Annotated in this window: 18 protein-coding genes; 13 read left to right on the top strand and 5 right to left on the bottom strand. The window is 39.6% G+C overall.

The features are described 5' to 3' along the window. The first annotated feature begins 77 nt into the window (after window positions 1-77). Both A361_RS13510 and A361_RS13505 read left to right on the top strand, forming a co-directional pair. On the top strand, window positions 78-1,265 hold the full coding sequence (locus tag A361_RS13510; RefSeq protein WP_019381056.1) for a ParM/StbA family protein: 1,188 nt from the start codon (window positions 78-80) through the stop codon (window positions 1,263-1,265). 11 nt (window positions 1,266-1,276) lie between these two features. Further along, a complete protein-coding gene (locus A361_RS13505) occupies window positions 1,277-1,642 on the top strand; it encodes a hypothetical protein (RefSeq protein ID WP_019381055.1) in 366 nt (121 codons plus the stop codon). A gap of 125 nt (window positions 1,643-1,767) precedes the next feature. Here the strand turns inward: A361_RS13505 and A361_RS13500 are convergent, their stop codons facing one another. Beyond that, window positions 1,768-2,373, bottom strand: a complete 606-nt coding sequence (locus tag A361_RS13500) for a CotY/CotZ family spore coat protein (RefSeq protein ID WP_009334444.1) — start codon at window positions 2,371-2,373, stop codon at window positions 1,768-1,770. A gap of 264 nt (window positions 2,374-2,637) precedes the next feature. Here A361_RS13500 and A361_RS13495 point away from each other — a divergent pair, with 264 nt between their 5' ends. Further along, complete coding sequence (locus tag A361_RS13495; protein WP_019381054.1) at window positions 2,638-4,011, top strand: N-acetylmuramoyl-L-alanine amidase; 1,374 nt, start codon at window positions 2,638-2,640, stop codon at window positions 4,009-4,011. A gap of 44 nt (window positions 4,012-4,055) precedes the next feature. Here A361_RS13495 and trhA read toward each other — a convergent pair whose 3' ends face one another. Continuing rightward, window positions 4,056-4,703, bottom strand: a complete 648-nt coding sequence (gene trhA, locus A361_RS13490) for a PAQR family membrane homeostasis protein TrhA (RefSeq protein WP_009334446.1) — start codon at window positions 4,701-4,703, stop codon at window positions 4,056-4,058. Between the two features lie 143 nt (window positions 4,704-4,846). On the opposite strand from trhA, the gene A361_RS13485 reads away from it, so the two are divergent. Beyond that, on the top strand, window positions 4,847-5,407 hold the full coding sequence (locus tag A361_RS13485) for a DUF1836 domain-containing protein (protein WP_009334447.1): 561 nt from the start codon (window positions 4,847-4,849) through the stop codon (window positions 5,405-5,407). Between the two features lie 753 nt (window positions 5,408-6,160). On the opposite strand, the gene A361_RS13475 is transcribed toward A361_RS13485, so the two are convergent. After that, window positions 6,161-6,991 (bottom strand): undecaprenyl-diphosphate phosphatase, encoded by an 831-nt coding sequence (locus A361_RS13475; protein ID WP_019379772.1) that lies wholly within the window; start codon window positions 6,989-6,991, stop codon window positions 6,161-6,163. A gap of 336 nt (window positions 6,992-7,327) precedes the next feature. Here A361_RS13475 and A361_RS13470 point away from each other — a divergent pair, with 336 nt between their 5' ends. From A361_RS13470 to A361_RS13450, 5 genes are all read left to right on the top strand, one after another. Next, window positions 7,328-8,389, top strand: coding sequence for a multicopper oxidase domain-containing protein (locus A361_RS13470; RefSeq protein WP_019379773.1), 1,062 nt, complete (start codon window positions 7,328-7,330; stop codon window positions 8,387-8,389). A 131-nt stretch (window positions 8,390-8,520) separates the two neighbouring features. Further along, window positions 8,521-9,873, top strand: coding sequence for a right-handed parallel beta-helix repeat-containing protein (locus tag A361_RS13465; RefSeq protein ID WP_019379774.1), 1,353 nt, complete (start codon window positions 8,521-8,523; stop codon window positions 9,871-9,873). Continuing rightward, window positions 9,863-10,336, top strand: coding sequence for a nitrous oxide reductase accessory protein NosL (locus tag A361_RS13460; protein ID WP_019379775.1), 474 nt, complete (start codon window positions 9,863-9,865; stop codon window positions 10,334-10,336). The genes A361_RS13465 and A361_RS13460 overlap by 11 nt, the downstream gene beginning before the upstream one ends. A 35-nt stretch (window positions 10,337-10,371) precedes the next feature. Further along, window positions 10,372-11,325, top strand: coding sequence for an ABC transporter permease (locus A361_RS13455; RefSeq protein ID WP_019379776.1), 954 nt, complete (start codon window positions 10,372-10,374; stop codon window positions 11,323-11,325). A 1-nt stretch (window position 11,326) separates the two neighbouring features. After that, on the top strand, window positions 11,327-12,025 hold the full coding sequence (locus A361_RS13450) for an ABC transporter ATP-binding protein (protein ID WP_019379777.1): 699 nt from the start codon (window positions 11,327-11,329) through the stop codon (window positions 12,023-12,025). A 45-nt stretch (window positions 12,026-12,070) separates the two neighbouring features. On the opposite strand, the gene A361_RS13445 is transcribed toward A361_RS13450, so the two are convergent. Next, complete coding sequence (locus tag A361_RS13445; protein WP_019379778.1) at window positions 12,071-13,315, bottom strand: TolB family protein; 1,245 nt, start codon at window positions 13,313-13,315, stop codon at window positions 12,071-12,073. Between the two features lie 232 nt (window positions 13,316-13,547). On the opposite strand from A361_RS13445, the gene A361_RS13440 reads away from it, so the two are divergent. From A361_RS13440 to A361_RS13430, 4 genes are all read left to right on the top strand, one after another. Further along, window positions 13,548-14,777: a CNNM domain-containing protein gene (locus A361_RS13440; protein ID WP_009334455.1), complete on the top strand. Its 1,230-nt coding sequence runs from the start codon at window positions 13,548-13,550 to the stop codon at window positions 14,775-14,777. A 189-nt stretch (window positions 14,778-14,966) separates the two neighbouring features. Beyond that, window positions 14,967-15,116, top strand: a complete 150-nt coding sequence (locus A361_RS30495) for a hypothetical protein (RefSeq protein WP_009334457.1) — start codon at window positions 14,967-14,969, stop codon at window positions 15,114-15,116. A 188-nt stretch (window positions 15,117-15,304) separates the two neighbouring features. Next, the gene (locus tag A361_RS13435) at window positions 15,305-15,940 is read left to right on the top strand and encodes an FMN-dependent NADH-azoreductase (RefSeq protein WP_009334459.1); all 636 of its coding nucleotides are present in this window, start codon (window positions 15,305-15,307) and stop codon (window positions 15,938-15,940) included. A gap of 121 nt (window positions 15,941-16,061) precedes the next feature. Beyond that, entirely contained in the window at window positions 16,062-16,661 is a 600-nt protein-coding gene (locus A361_RS13430) for a YdcF family protein (protein ID WP_019379781.1), read from the top strand. 181 nt (window positions 16,662-16,842) lie between these two features. Here A361_RS13430 and A361_RS13425 read toward each other — a convergent pair whose 3' ends face one another. After that, window positions 16,843-17,271, bottom strand: coding sequence for a cell wall hydrolase (locus A361_RS13425; protein WP_019379782.1), 429 nt, complete (start codon window positions 17,269-17,271; stop codon window positions 16,843-16,845). Window positions 17,272-17,368: the final 97 nt, after the last annotated feature.

Raw genomic sequence — 17,368 nt, 5'->3', positions numbered from 1 at the left:
ACGAGATAAAAACTAAATAGTACGGGCACAATTGGACTTCTATCACGCATAAGATTCAAAAGGAGGAGTGAGGAGAAATGGATAGACACAATTTTCTTGCTGTAGATATCGGAAACAGCTGGTATAAGGCATTAGCTTCTGAAAATGGTATTCTGTCAGAATATCAAGTTCCAAATGCTATTGCTCTTTTTGATGAAGAATTTTACGAAAAGCCATACGATGATGATGATATAGTGTTTGAAGATAATTTAATTGTGGAGGTAAAGAGCCAGGCCGTTGTGGATAGAAGGGAAATTTTCTATATCGGAAAAGCAGCGGCTAAACAGCGGGACGTGAGCCTGACTGCATTCAATAACCAGAAAGTTGATGAAGACAGAACCTATTTGCTGCTGTTCGGCCTGGCAGGCTATCATGCAGTTCTTCAGCATCCGGAAGAAACAGAAATCACTTATTCTATTGATCAATTAGCTGTTTCTCTTCCGACAACACAGTATAAAGAAAGAAAAACCCGCCTAAAAGACAAACTGGCTGGAACACATACGATCATCTTTCATAAAGTTCCCGGGCTTTCTGAGCCTAAGGAGTTAACCGTTAAAGTTATAATCAATGATGTCATTGTCGGTGCAGAAGGTGCTTGTGCCTATTTGGGATTAACAAGAGATCAGGAAACTTTGGGAATCAAGGATGAAGAACTTGTTAAAGAATCACAAAAAGGGATTATCATCGGCGACCTTGGGGGAGATTCAGTCGACTTTGTCGGAATAAAAAATAATAAGCCTGTCGCATCTGTTGAGGGCGAGCCTTTCGGGATCAATCAGTTTCTTGATCACATCATTCAAAGGGTGAGTAAAAAGGAAATGTACCGATTTGACTCCCGTGCCGAACTGGAGGAAAAGTTGGCAGAAGGACCCGCAGGGTGGTATGTCGAGCCTTTTGCAGGGGTCAGAAAGGATATCAGCAAATACATTTTGCCGCAGCTGAAGTCAATGGCAATTAAATACCTGGAGCATTTTGATCGGGTGAGGAGCAGTTCATCAGAGATTAAAGGAGCTGTCCGTTATATTGCTGTTGGAGGAGCAGCCAAACTCGCCCAAAAGCAAATTCAGGAAGCTGCAGCAAAATGGTCGGATAGAGGAAGGCCAATTGAATTAACGTTTCCTGAAAATATGGAGAAATTAAATGTCCTTGGTCTTATGATTCTGGCAAAAATGAATCAGCTAAAAAGAGATAAAGGAAGTAATCATATTATGACAACCAAAGGTTAAGGATGATGGAAATGTTCAGAACCTATACCGACTATGTTAATAAGACCGCATTAACAATCCCAGATCAGTTCATTGATGTCAAAACTGGGGCATCTGTAAAAGTCTCAAAGAAGATACAGGATCAAGTCGACTATCATTCCAATAATAATACGCTGATCCATTTAGTTTTATCAGCTTTAAACAGCTATCTCCATCCCAAAAATATGAACAGCGACATCATACTCGCAGAAATTAATGAAATTAAGAAAATGATGCAATCAGGCTATGTTCCAGTCCAGACGCCAGCATATAAAGAGAAGAAGGCTCTTCATGAGTCAATTTCAGATGAGGTTGATATAAAAGAAGTAGAGGATGTGCTGGAGGCTTTTGGAGGCTAATCTGCTTAATGCAAAAAAGGTGCGCCATGCCAGAATGGTGCACCTTTTTTACTGGGCTATTCATAGTGTTAGGAATCGGCGAATCATTTAGCAAAGCCCATAATACAAGCAGGAATAGTAAAGTTCTATAAGCGGATGGCAGGCAGACAGGTTACAGCACAAAAACAGGAAAGATCCACATTTATGCATATACCTGTAGGAATGAGATCTTCTACGTTTTCACAATCGATTTGGCTGCAAGGTGAACAAAAATCTTTTGTATGTGATTTAAACGGGTCTTTAGAAGATTTACATTGCTTGAAAGTCAACAATTCCAATACAGCACATTTGCCATCAAATTCTTTAATTCTAAAAATGAATGATGTTATACAAGCAAATTTCTTTTCCTTGGAATGATGAGTGAATGTGGTCACACCTGTAGCTTTAAATGGTTCACAGCTCCCGCAATATAAAAGGAATGGAATTGTATTCTTTTTTGGTTTCTTTTGTCCTCCCATGAGGTCATCAATGGATTCCCGGCAGGAACTTCTGCATTCATCATCTAACCCTGCTTTTTTCTGGGCTTTAAAAATGGCCTCCAAAACCTCTTCAACACAATTTTCATAGAAATTTTTCCGGTGTTTACCTTCGTCCCAGTCTGGTTTTATATGACATTCACAGTCGCAATCATGCTCATGGCAAAAATCATGCCTCTCAAACTCTTTATTGTTTTTCTTCCCGCACAAACCCATGATTTTTCACTCCCCGAAAAATTAGTTCCACCATTAGCATACGGCTGCACCTAAGTTTTTGAATGAGAATGTCGCCTATTAAAAGACAATTTTTTATGATTCCTGCTATGGAAATCAATATTGCCTGGTCATGCGTACAAGCCATTTCTGCTTTTAAACATACACTATTACATGCAAGTACTTGCTGTGTTAAATTGATTTATAATGAACTGGGAAGCTCCAAACTTTGAAATATAAGAATTCAATAATAAAGGAGTGAGGACCATGAAGCTTTATTTAGACCCTGGACACGGAGGTACTGATCCAGGAGCACAGGGAAACGGAATAAGAGAGAAAGATATTGCGCTTGATATCGCAAAAAATATAAAAAATATCTTATTGGCCGGCTATCAGAATATAGAAGTTAGAATGAGCCGTGAAAATGATACAACTAAGAGTTTGAGCCAAAGGACATCTGAAGCTAATAGCTGGGGGGCTGATTTTTACCTCTCCATACACTGTAATGCCGCGAATGGTGCAGCGAGGGGCTATGAAGATTTTATTCATAACAGCCTTGGCAGCACTTCCCAGACAGCCAGCTATCAGAATATTATCCATGCTGAAGTCACTAAACTGAATAAGCTCATCGATAGAGGTAAGAAGAAAGCTGACTTTCATGTACTGCGTGAATCAGCCATGCCAGCCCTTTTAACAGAAAATGGGTTTATTGATAATTCTGCAGATGCCGCATTAATGAAAGATCCGCTGTGGAGACAAAGGGTGGCACAGGGACATGTTAATGGAATTGCAAAAGCCTTTAGCCTTAAAGCGAAACCGGCAGTCCCGCCGCAGCCGCCAAAGCCAGTCGATCCCAGTAATCTATACAGAGTGATTGCCGGTTCATTTACAAATAGAAAAAATGCTGAGGAAAGGTCTGCCGCTCTAAAAAATAAAAGCATTGAAACGGTTATAGCCACTGCTGAAATTTCAGGCACGGTCTGGTACAGGGTACAGGCCGGTGCTTTCAGTACGAAGGAAAATGCAGAAAAACAACTGGAAACAGTAAAAAAAGCGGGAATAACAGATGCCTATATACTGTCAGACGCTCCGCCGGCAGTGCCTTCTGAACCCAAAGGCTATTCCATTCTGGGAGTAACGCATTTGTCACCAGAGCATATGAATCAATATGCAAAACAGGTAAACCCGAATGCTGCCAATTTAGGTTCATTCTATTCGGCTATTGGAGAATATTATGGTATCAGAGGGGATATAGCTTTTGCACAGGCCATGCATGAAACCAACTTTCTCCGATTCACTGGTGATGTTAAACCTGGCCAGAATAATTTTGCAGGAATCGGCGCAACAGGGAATGGTGCGGCAGGAGCAAGCTTTTCCACACAGGAAGAAGGCGTTTTGGCACATATTCAGCATTTATATGCCTATGCTTCTACACAGCCGCTGCCTCCTAAATATCCACTGGCGGATCCGCGTTTCAGCCTTGTGAAAAGAGGTTCGGCAAAGCTATGGCAGGAACTGAATGGCAAATGGGCTGTGCCTGGAACCAATTATGCTGAATCTATCCTGAACATCTACAAAAACATGGTCAGATTTTCTGATCAGAAATTAGAAGCCGTTTTGAAGGATGTAGAAGGCAGCTAATCAAAAAAAGCGGACAAGAGGGTGTCCGCTTTTTTAACTATCTGTCAGATCACATACATGAACACACAAAGAAAGTGTGCCATGCTTCCCATCATAATGAAAATATGAAAAATCTCATGAAAACCCAAATGTTTGAACTCCAGGAACTTTGGTTTAATCGCATAAATCACTCCGCCGACCGTGTATAGGATGCCTCCCAGCAAAAGAAGCATTACACCATTACTGCTTAAAGACTCAGAAAGCGGCGAAAAGGCAAAAACAATAATCCATCCCATTGCAATGTATAAGGCTGTTGATAGCCAGCGGGGAGATCTGAACCAGATCATTTTAAACAGAATCCCCGATAAAGCAACAGCAGAAACAATGGAAAATAGAACCCAGCCGGTCACACCATTTAAAGTAATAAGGCAAAAAGGTGTATAGGAACCTGCAATCAATACATAAATCATGGAATGATCCAGCTTTCTTAAAAAGGCAATGACTTTATCTTTAGCTATCACCATATGATAGGTAGCTGAAGCTGAATAGAGCAGCATCAAACTGATTCCAAAAATAGCAACAGCAGTAATGGCAAGCGGTGAAGATGTCGTCAGTGAGGCTTTGATAACCATGGCAAGCAATCCGGCAAAGGATAAAATGGCTCCTGCTAAATGGGTCAGTCCATTTATGGGCTCCCGGATGTATGAATTCATAATATCTCCTCCTAATGTTCCTGTATGTAGTTTTAATAACTACTTAATATAATATATACAAAACGTCATCTAGTCAATATTTACAACTTATGCTTTTTTAAGTAGAATTTATATAATAACAGGTGAGGATTTGAGGGATAAATATGGAAATGGGAAAACTCATTGCGGATAATCAAATTCAATTGGAAGATATCCCGCAGATAGATTTATATATGGATCAGGTAATCCAGCTATTTGAAAATACTTTTGGCAGCACGACGAGAAACGAAGAGGAAAAAGTGCTAACTAAGACAATGATAAATAACTATGCAAAAGGGAAATTGTTTTTTCCTGTCAAAAATAAAAAATATTCAAAGGAGCATCTTATTTTAATTGCTTTCATTTATCAGCTTAAAGGGGCTCTATCCATAAACGATATTAAAAGCCTATTAAATGGTATCAACACCCGAACAGCAGAAGGAAAGATGGATCTGGACCATTTTTATCAGCTATACCTCGATTTAACTAAACTTAATGTTGATGCATTTGTGAATGATCTGGAAAATCAGGCATCCAGGGCAGCAGAGGAAGCAAAAGAGCTTAATGAAGATCAGCCAGCTGAGCTTGAAAAAGTCCTGCTGGCAACATCACTGGTTCACATGAGCAACTTGTACCGAAAAGCAGCTGAACGCATTGTAGACGATGTAAAAAATGAAGCGGATTAAGAATAGGAAGGCGGGAAACACCATCAAGAAAAGAGAAAAAAGAAAACCAGGGCTGCTGCGTGAGATTTTGAATGAATTCCTGGATTCCATTGTGATCTCATTACTTATTCGGATCGTACTGTGGATTCCGAGGGTAATTTTCAGCTTCTTTAAAAATTTGTTTTAATAACAAGCAATTGGTTTGGACAGGAGAAAACGACATGACGCTCATAGAGTCCGTACCTGCCACAACTTCGGATAGAAAAAGGTGTAACTCCCGTGCCAGAGTCCGAACCCGCTACGACTTCGGACAGAAAAAGGAAAAATCCCCGTACCAGAGTCCGAACCTGCCACGACTTCGGACAGAAAAAGGGAAAATCCATGTGCCAGAGTCCGAACCTGCCACGACTTCGGACAGTAAAAGGGAAAATCCATGTGCCAGAGTCCGAACCTGCCACGACTTCGGACAGTAATAGGAGAAACTCCCGTGCCAGAGTCCGAACCTGCCACGACTTCGGACAGTAAACGGAGAAAATCCATGTGCCAGAGTCCGAACCTGCCACGACTTCGGACAGTAAAAGGAGAAATCCCGTACCAGAGTCCGAACCTGCCACGACTTCGGACAGTAAAAGGAGAAATCCCCGGGCCAGAGTCCGAACCTGCCACGACTTCGGACAGTAAAAGGAGAAATCCCCGGGCCAGAGTCCAAACCACTCCCGTCTTCGGACAATAAACCAAAACAAAACCCGGGCTGTAAAGGCCCGGGTTCATTTTTTAAAGGAATATGAAATATATAACCCCTGCAAGTACAATTCTGTAAATGGCAAAAGGAATAAGTTTAACTTTATTGATCATTTTCAAAAAGAAGCGGATTGAAATCAAGGCAAAAACAAATGCACTGATGAAGCCTGCAATAAAGAAAGGAAGCGCATCGACTGAAAAGTACTCAAGATTTTTTATTAAGGATAGAAAGCTCGCGCCAGCCATGATGGGCACAGCCATGATAAAAGTAAAATCAGCTGCAGCACGGTGTGACAGGCCGAGCAGCACGCCGCCTGAAATGGTTGAACCTGAACGTGAGAACCCGGGCCAAAGTGAGAAGCACTGAATCAATCCAATAGATAGAGCCTGTTTATAGGTGATTTGATCAACTGAAACTGTTTTCGGGTCTTTGCCTCCAAAAATATCAGCAAAAATCATCAGAAATGCACCAATTACCAAGCCAATCAGTACTGTCTCAGTTGAAAACAGGTGTTCATCAATATAATCCTCAAATAAAACGCCAAGAATCCCGGCAGGAATTAATCCGACAATCACTTGAGACAATTTCAGACGGCTCTGTTTTTCTTCAGAGTTTTTGCTCTTTCCCCCAAGACCGAGCATTTCCATGAACCGTTCCTTAAAAATAATTACAACCGCTAAAATGGAACCGAGCTGAATGACAACTTTAAAAGTATTAGCTTCATATTTTGACAAAAACTCTTTTGTATTGAGCCACATATCATCCACAATAATCATATGTCCAGTAGATGACACTGGAGCAAACTCCGTCATTCCTTCAACAAATCCCAAAATAATCGCTTTTAAAATCATAATAAAATCCATCTTTTAATTAATTCTCCTTTTATTCTATCTGATTCAACTAAACTCCATTTAATGATTATAAACCATTTAAGATAGATAGGAACAATTTTTTACAAATTAATATAGATGTAAAGTGTCCATTAATTAGCTGAGACGCACTTATGGAGCCGGCATGATTGAAACACCTGGCGATTAAAGTAATAACTCTTCTATCCTTTTAAACAATAGAAAAGTGATCACTAATTCACAAACTCTTCACAGAATTTCAAAGTCTTGTGAGAAAAATCACCAAAATCGGTCCATATTTACCATATGATAAAAGCAGATAAACCAATCAATTATAAGGAGGAAATCAAGATGAAAAAAGGAGTAAAATATCTGCTTACTTCGGCTATAGGCATAGGGTTAATATCGGGATGCAGCCAGGGGGCATCACAGGAAAGTTCCCTTCAGCCTGAAGAAAAGGTTCTGGCAGCAGAAACAGCTCAGCCCGAGGCAATCGCACCGCATAAAGACTTAAATCAGGAGCCCATTCCATTGAAAATTGATAGAGTCGGGCCAAAAGAAGTAAATGTAGAAATGACTTCCCAAATCACGGATATTGAAATCGACAAAGGAAAATTCTATAAAGCATGGACGTTTAATGGTGAAGCGCCAGGTCCTGTAGTTGTCGTTAATGAAGGGGACACAATCAATTTCACCTTAAAAAACATGGATCCGGCAATACCGCACAGCATGGACTTTCACGCTGTACACGCAGCTCCTTCAAAAGACTTCTCCAACGTTCAGCCAGATGAAACGGGAACATTCAGTTATCCTGCAAATAAACCAGGAGTGTTTATGTATCATTGCGGAACTTCACCGGTATTATCACATATAGCAAATGGAATGCACGGAACTATAATTGTAAAGCCTAAAGACGGCTATCCGACTGATAAAGAGATTGATAGAGAATATACAATTATTCAAAACGAGTGGTATAAGTACAACGATCTGGAGGATTTTACAAACGGCGTTCCCAGTCATGTGGTTTTCTCCACAAAAGCTTTAAAAAAAGGAGACCCTAATACTAATGGGGATACGTTCACACTTAAGGATAATCCGCTTCTGGCTAAAGTAGGGGATAAGGTGAGGATATATATAAATAATGTAGGGCCAAATGAAGTTAGCTCTTTCCATGTGGTGGGTACTGTGTTCGATGATGTTTACATTGATGGCAACCCTTATAACCGCTATAAAGGTCTCCAAACGGTCATGCTCCCGGCAAGCGGCGGTGCAGTAGTGGAGTTTACAGTTACCAAGGCAGGCAGCTATCCAATTGTTACTCATCAGTTTAACCATGCACAAAAAGGAGCCGTCGCCATCCTGAAGGTAACTGAGACCGGAGAAGACGACGGTAAGGCTACAATGAGCCATTAAATATAAATAAAAACTCAACTTAAAATAAATTATACAAGATACAAATTAAAAATGGAATCCTTTTTCCGGCGGTCTATTTAGAATTAATAGGCGGCGGCCAGAAATCATATTTCCGGGCAGGTGAGCGCTGAGTGTATAAAAAAATCGGATGGTTCCTATTATTTTTAAGTTTGATCCTTGCCGGAAAAGCTTCCGCTCAGGAAATGACAGCAGCTTCATCAAAAGAGCTGAAAGCGGCCTTGTCAGACCCACAGGTATCAGTCATAAAATTACAATCCGGAATATATGAAGGAAACATACTTATAGAGAGAAAGGTTCACATAATTGGGGATAAAGGAACAAGAATATTGGGAACAGAAAAAGGCCATGTGCTGACGATTGCAGCAGATGATGTCATTGTGGAAAATCTGGAAGTGGAGGGAAGCGGATCACAGAATGCTGGAATATATGTGAAAGGAGACCGTGCCTATCTCCATCATATTGCCCTAAGAAATGTATTTCACGGCATCTATGCAAGGAATTCCTATGGACACAGGTTTGAAAATAACCTCATTACCAGCTTCAATGGCAGGAATCGGCACAGCGGCTTTGGCATTTATTTAGTTGAAGCACCCAATACTGCAGTAAAGGAGAATTACTTCTATCACACACAGGATGGTGTTTATGTGTCCTATTCAGATTTTTGTGAAGTCACAGGGAACATCATGTTTAAAGCACGGTATGGTGTTCACACGATGGATTCGCGAAATATATTAATAGCTGACAATCAGGTAACCGAAAGTATCAACGGCCTTATGATCATGCAAAGCTATGAAGTTTTTATACTTGAAAACTACTTCTTTAAAAATACAGAGATTGACGGAGCAGGAATTTTTATTTATGACACATTCGATTCCAAAATATCCTCCAATATTGTAAAAGGCAATTTCAGAGGGATTATTCTTGAACATGCAAAAAGAAACAGACTTGAATTTAACAATGTTCTGAGAAATGATACCGGACTTGAAATTGGGAAGAATTCAAATGATAATACCATTTATTTAAATAATTTTTCAGGGAATACAAGACAAGTCATCTCGGAAAAAGATAACAGGAATCTATTCAGTAAAGACAATTATGGAAACTATTTTGATGATCATCATTTATTAAATTTGGATAATGACCATAAAGTGGACTTTGCCTATAAAAGCGGAGATGTATTTTATCAGATGGCAGATGATGAGCCTTTATTGCAGGTCTTTTATCAAAGTCCATCCGTAGAGCTATGGAATATGATTGAACAATACACCCCAATTCCATCACAAGCATTTATCATAGATGAATCGCCGCTTGCTGAACCTGTGCCTGTGAAACAGAAAAAATTCATTTCAGAAAAAAATCATATCAATCATAGCCGTGAATTTCCTATAATCCTATTCTTTTTCCTGATCACTTTGGCAAGTTTGCTTATATTTAATTTTGGGAGGAAGCACAATGAAATATAGAACTATTCTCCTAATGGCGATTCTGGTGATATTGTTAAGTGCCTGCTCATCATCAGCGACGGAACCGACAGAAATTAAACACAATCGTGATAGCTGCGATAACTGCAATATGGGTATTGCAGAGCTGGAGTCAGCAGCACAGCTCATTTTGAAAAGCGGGGAGCCTGTTTTGTTCGATGACATTGGCTGCATGACTCAATATATACAGACTGAGAATCCTGAATATGATGCTGCCTTTGTGCATGATTATCTCAGCAGGGAATGGATATCGTTTGAAACAAGCTCTTTTATACAGAACGGCCATATAGAAAGTCCCATGAGCTATGGAATTGCAGCCTTTGAATCATTAGAAAAAGCCGAGGAATTTCAGAAAAAAAACGGAGGTACAGCGTATTCGAAAGATGAGCTTCTAAAAGCAGATATTAAGAGCTTTAAAGGAGAAGGAATGAAACACAGCCATTAAAGCTTAATTTTCCCTCAGCATGAGGAGGAAACGATATGAATCCCAAACTATTGTATTCTATGACTAAATATGAGCTTCGGCTGCTGTTAAGAAGCAGGTGGCTTTTAAATTTTATGATTCTTTTTTTCTTTCTGGCAGGCCTTCTTTACTTGTATGGTCTTCAATCTGTCAAATCAGAACCAGCTGAAGTTTCCTATGGACTGGAAGGTGTGAATGCCAATATCGAAACCATGGGTGTTAACCCGGAATATTACGGCCTCAAAGAAATAAAGCCGGAAGAGGGGGATACGGCCGATTTTAGCCAGTCTGCCTACAATCGTTCAATTGCCATGCTGATGAATCTTTCTCTTTGGATGCTGCCCATCATATGTATGATCCTTGGCGGCAGTTCCATTATTGCCGATAAAGAAAATGGAAGATTATCCTTATACAGAACCTATCATGAATCTTCAGGATATTACCTGATCAGCAAATTCCTTTCTTTGGTTCTCTCATTATTCTTTGTGATAGGCCTATCATATGGTCTCTTCGGCTTCATTTTCTCTTTGGCGGGCAGTTCCATTGTAGCACATATTTTTCAAGTATTTTTATTGGTTAATATGTTTTTAATCCTTGTATTCTCAGCAGTATCTTTACTGATAGGAGCAATTTCCAAATCAAGGATGCAAGGACTGTCAGCAGCAATCATTTTATGGATCCTTATGGTGTTTGTATATGAATTCATCATCTTTTCAGTCACCGGGTGGATTCCTTATTCATTGAAGCAAATCAGTCTATTCTTTTTAATCCTTCTAAACCCTGTGGAATCCGTTCGCGTCTGGTCGATTTCAAAACTGAATTCCGAATATGTATTTGGTCCGGAATACTTAATGATCGAGAAGTGGGGGGCAAATGGATCTCTCACACTTGCCCTGACATTATCCATTATCCTCATTATTTTTATAACTTTCATAACATCAGCCCGGCTTTTAACGAAGAGAGGTGTGTAAAATGATTTTGGAATTGAAGGATTTATCCAAATCATATAAAAAAAAGACAGCATTGGCACCGTTGAATCTCCACATTGAAAAGGGGGAATGTATTGTTTTGTGCGGAGGGAATGGAGCCGGAAAAAGTACGATGATTAAAATGCTTACAGGCGTTGATAGTCCTTCCAAAGGAAGTGTCGTATTCCATTCGAAACAGCAAAAAACATTTGCTTACATGCCTGACCAATTGATTTTCCCATCTGAACTTACACCTTACGAAATCCTTGATTATTACAGGCGATTTCTAAATAAAAACAAGGAATCCATCAAATGGGTATTACAAAAAACAGGCCTTTGGAGCGAACGGAACCAAAAAGCTGGAGGATTCTCAAAAGGGATGTCCCAGCGGCTTAATCTTGCTCAGTGTCTGCTTGCGGAAACGGACATTTATATTCTCGATGAACCGACAGACGGATTGGACCCCTATTGGGTAATTCAGCTAAAAAAAATAATAAAGGAACTGAAAGAGCAGAATAAAACAATCATTGTCAGCAGTCATATTATGAGAGACGCCATTGAGATCGCAGACAAGGTAATCATTTTATTTAATGGGAAGTTAAAATTCTATGGAGCACTTAAACAGGTGTATAAGGAATACGGATGCACATCATTGGAGGAAATATTCCTTTTCATTCACAAGAATGAACAGCTATCAGGATAAGTCCAAAAGGCGATTCCAATTAGGAACCGCTTTTTGGCCAGCTTTTTATTTTACATAAAACGAATATTGTTCAACATCCTTTGCCCACACCTTCGCATTTTTACCGTTGAGATCTGCAATCCATAAATCTCCTTTATGCTGGGCAAGCTTTTTTCGGACCCATATTAATTTACGGGCATCCTTAATATAAAGAGGTTCATAATCCCCAATTGTTTTTTTGGGATAGGTGATTCTGGTTTGCTGGGTCTTGTTTAGCTGAATCAAACAAAGTGTTGGTTCGGGCCGCCTCTGAGGATCATTGGACCATTCACTTTCATCCACCCGTGATGCAACCAGCCTCTCATTATCCACCCAGGTAAAGCCCATTTCCGCAGATTTTGCTGGTGTAAGGTTCATAGTTTTAAAAGCAGGCAATTCAGTCACCTTCAATTTTTTGTTTTTAAAGCCCATCACAATTCTGCCCCCGCCAGCAATATAGCCCAATAAATTTCTGCCGGGTGCCCATTTAGGGACGTCCAAATGAAGGATCATCTCATCAAGAACTTCAAAATTTTTTCCATTTGCAGAGATGACACAGACCATATCACTGTCCATGGACCATGATGCAGTTGGATTAACAATGAATGAGATCCATTTTCCATCTGGTGAAAATTTAAATGTGGTTGCATTAATGGACATAATGGAAGCTTTGCCGTTGCCAATTTCCTTAGGAATCGTGAAAAGAGGTTCAACGTAATCGGTCAAATTTAGCTTTTCAAGATCGTTCGGCAGCTGAACCTTATATAGGATGGGACTTGTCCAGCCATCAGGCCTTAAGACAGCGCTTGAAGACACAATAAAGCCTTTTCCGTCAGGATACCAATTAAAATCATCTACTCCTAAAGCTACGTTATGGAATTCTTTCAAATCTGAAATATTTAAAACACTGTTGCTGGTAAAAGCAATCTTATTATCGGACGGTGCCCATTTAGCATTCCCGCCACCTTGAAAGATCTTTATATGCTTTTTTGCCTTTACATTGTATACCCATATCTCTGTGCTTTTTTCAATCGAAGGCAGTTCTTTCGCTTCCTTTTCATATAAAAGCCATTGGCCGTCATAGGACCACTTTGGCGTATGATTGAACTTAGCAGGGTCAGCTGTAATCTGTTCTTCGATATTTCCTGTTTTTAACCACAAATAGCCATTGCGTATAAAAGCTGCCTGCACATTATTTTCTCCCGTATCTCCCCATGCAGCTGACGGAATAATAAACAGGAAGCACCAAAGAATCAAAAAAACCTTGCGCATATCTTATCCTTCTTCCTTTAGGTAATTTGCTCAAAGTATATTATGGGCAAAGAGACTTATTTTATTGAAATAGGTTCAGCCTATTCGAAAATGCTTATTATTTTCGATAAGCTTTCATTTACCTTATAATGAATGGATAATTATTCAATTTTGCAAGGCACAGTTTTTGCGTGTGCAAATTGGGTAAAAACAATTACAAATGAATGTATATAAAAAATGGAGGAAACCAAATTTGTTTATTGCTATTATGTTTTTTATGTTTATGTCTTTTTTCCTGTCGGGAAGTGAAACGGCACTGACTGCCGTTAACAAAATGAAATTAAAATCCAGAGCTGATAACAACGATAAGAAATCGCAAAGAATATTAGAGGTTGTCTCGAAACCTGATGAGATGATTACTTCAATTTTAATCGGCAATAATATTGCAAATATCATGTTGCCTACACTGGTTACCATCATTGCGCTTGATTACGGATTTAACGTGGGTGTGGCAACAGGTATTTTGACTGTAGCACTTATCTTATTTGCAGAAGTTCTGCCAAAATCAGTTGCTGCAAGCTTTGCCGATAAAATTGCCTATCTAGTGTTTCCTGTAATTCGAGTCCTCATGATTATCTTAAAGCCGGTCACTTTTTTAATATCCAAATTCACTAGAGGCATCATTAAATTCCTTTCTAAAAATCAGGCAGATTCTGTTTCTGTATCAAAAGAAGAGCTCATTACCATGGTTGATATCGCTACAAGCGAAGGGACCTTCCATGAAGAAGAAACACAACGAATTAAAGGGATCATTGATTTTTATAACTTAGATGTCAGCGACGCACTGAAAACCCCTCGAATGGAAATTGAAGGAATTCCTTATGACGCGACAATAGAAGAGGCAAAGGATATTGTAATGAATAACCGTTTTACAAGGTATCCAGTATATAAAGACAATATGGATAATATTGTCGGAGTATTTCATTCAAAAATATTGCTCGCCTGGTCCAGTCAGCCTGAAAAAACATTGAAAGATTTTACTGACCTGGAGCCCTTGTTTGTATATGAATTTCATAGCATAGACAAGGTCTTCAAAATGATGATGAAAGAAAGGAAGCACCTCGCAATCGTTCTTGATGAATATGGCGGAACAAAAGGGATCATCTCACATGAAGATATTCTTGAAGCCATGCTGGGGCAGGAAATAGAGGATGAAACGGATGAAGGCAGCGAAATCCTTATTGATGAATTAACTGAAAACCATATTATTGTACACGCAAAACTCTCAATCCGCAGAATTAATGAAGCTTTTAAAACAAAAATCCCTGAAGATGAGGATATCCTTGCCGGATTCTTATTGAAAGAAATAGGTCATTTTCCTGCAGAAGGGGAAACGCTGGATTATCATCACCTGCATTTTGAAATAAAATCAATTGAAGACAACAGGCTTAAACTGGTGGAAATCAAGAAAAAGACGCCCTGATGAAATTTGAGCATTATTTCCTATTGGAAATAATGCTTTTTTATTTTTTAAGAAATCAGAATAAAAATGGATGTTCAATGGGGACAATAGAAGCAGGAAAATAAAGATATAATTTTTATATTTTTCTGACAAAATAGGTCCTTTTCAGTATATAATAAATTAAAACAAACTATTAGGAGTGATCTTCGCATGGAAAATAAGCCATTCCATTATGATGGAAGTGTGCAAATCAATTATGAAAAAGATGATAAAGCAAGTTTAAGCATTCCTTTTGAACTGACAGACGAAATGAGAAAAAATATCGGAACCAATCCATACTCAACTGAAGAACAAGAATAATGGGAGGACCCGTAGTGGGTCTTTTTTATTTTTGATGGATAAGCATGAGCAGATAATTTGAATTTCTTTTTTATTTTGAATATGATTATCTCGGATTAAGAATAAAAATGTTCATACTGCAGATGAATACATACTTTATTTCTGATTCAAACTAAAATGTCAACTCAAAATGGAAAGGTGATTGAATTATGGCTCAAGTTTTGTATATTACAGCACACCCTCATGACGATAAGGTGTCATATAGTATGGCAGCAGGAAAGGCTTTTATTGATTCCTACAAGGAAGCCAATCCAAATGATGAAGTAGTTCATATTGATTTATACAAGGAAAATATCCCGCAAATTGATGTGGATGTATTCAGCGGATGGGGTAAACTTCAGTCCGGCAAAGGTTTTGAGGAACTATCAGAAGATGAAAAGGCGAAAGTAGGCCGCTTATCCGAATTAAGCGAACAATTCGTTGCAGCCGATAAATATGTTTTCGTTACACCGCTTTGGAACTTCTCGTTCCCTCCAGTAATGAAAGCGTATCTTGATTCTGTGGCAGTAGCCGGCAAAGCTTTTAAGTATACGGCAGAAGGTCCAATTGGATTATTGTCTGATAAAAAAGCGATTCACATCCAGGCTCGCGGAGGCATTTATTCCGAAGGACCTGCAGCAGAGATGGAAATGGGTCACCGCTATTTGACAGTATTAATGCAATTCTTCGGTGTCCCTTCATTTGAAGGACTTTTTGTGGAAGGGCACAACGCAATGCCTGATAAAGCCGAAGAAATCAAAGCAGATGCTATTGCACGTGCAAAAGACAAAGCGAAAACATTCTAAACTAAAAGCAGCGGATTCCGCTGCTTTTTATTTTTTTCTAGGCATGTGTATGAAGAGCTCTTGTCCGTGATGAATAGTATAATAAAGGTAAATATAGCTAGGGTGAAAGGGAGGGAGATGTGTGAAAATCTCAGAATTCAGCCCCAGTCATTTAAGTGAAAATGATATATCCATGCTTCTGTACTATGGCATTGAGGATAATCTTCAAAAAGGGGATTTGATCTTTGTGCCAGGAAGCAGCAAGGCAGCAGAATATCGTCTTCCTGAAGCCATCAGACTTTATCAAAAAGGCAGGGCAAATAAATTACTTTTCTCCGGCGGTGTAAGTTGGTCTGGACATGAATTGACTGAAGCAGAAATGCTTATGAAAAAAGCAATAGGGTTCGGAATTCCTCCAAAAGACCTTTTCATTGAAAATATCTCTCTTCATACGAAAGAAAATGTACTTGCCTCGATGCTGGTTATGGATCGGATGTGCGGGCTGGAGAATATCTCCAATATTATCATTGTGACTGCTCCTTTTCATATGAGAAGGCTGCACATGACATTGTTGACGTATATGCCGAAGTGGATTCACTATTCTCTTGTATGTTCTGATGATGGTGCAACAGGGAAGGAACAATGGATGCAGGATCCTTATGGGAGAAAAAGAGCATTTGATGAAGCCCGGAAAATAATTGACTACGTGAAAAAGGGCATTCTAATGGATTTGGAAATCTAATCTCCCGGACTAACCCCCGCCAAAATTAAGTAGCAGTGATAATTTTTAAACGTCGATAACTTACTAGCACCTTGCCCACCCCCTCGAGGAGGCCCCCAGGATGGGGGTCATGCAGATGTTGCCACAGGACGTGGCGTTCTTAGTCTGCGATCCTTTAGTGGGCAAGGCGCTTCCGCTTTTCTTAAAAAGTATTGTAAATGTTCTCGCATTCTTCCGCTGTTGGCTCATAAAAGCAATGAAGCTTGAATCTTCCTACTAAAGGCTGATTATACCATGTAGCTGGACAATCCCCAGGAGGCCTGAAATACCATAGAGCAAATTTGGCCGGCCAAATCCGTTCCCCTCTTACAGCCCTCCGTGCGAGTCTTCTTTCCACTTCTCTTGGCCTCTGATAAAAATAGCCTTTCTGGACAGCTTCAAAAGCATGCGGCTGATAAATCATTTCAGGTATAGTACGAATTCCAATGAAATCCGAACAATTGCCCCTGACTCTGTTAATTCCCACATTACCCACCATTAACATGCCCTGCTGGCCTTCCCCTTCTGCTTCAGCCCGAAGGAGGCGGGCCAGCAAATCTATATCTTGTTCACGTGCCTTCACAACTGCCATCTGTATCACCCTCGTCTCCCTAATTTTATATAGGCTGATATATGGTATGCACTGAAGGGGGGAAAGGTTAAATGCGGGATTTTGCCATAAGGCTGAG

It is taken from the genome of Cytobacillus oceanisediminis 2691 (assembly GCF_000294775.2).
Taxonomy (GTDB): domain Bacteria; phylum Bacillota; class Bacilli; order Bacillales; family Cytobacillaceae; genus Cytobacillus; species Cytobacillus pseudoceanisediminis.
Note: the sequence above shows the minus strand (reverse complement) of the source record. Positions and strands in the feature narration are given on the sequence as shown.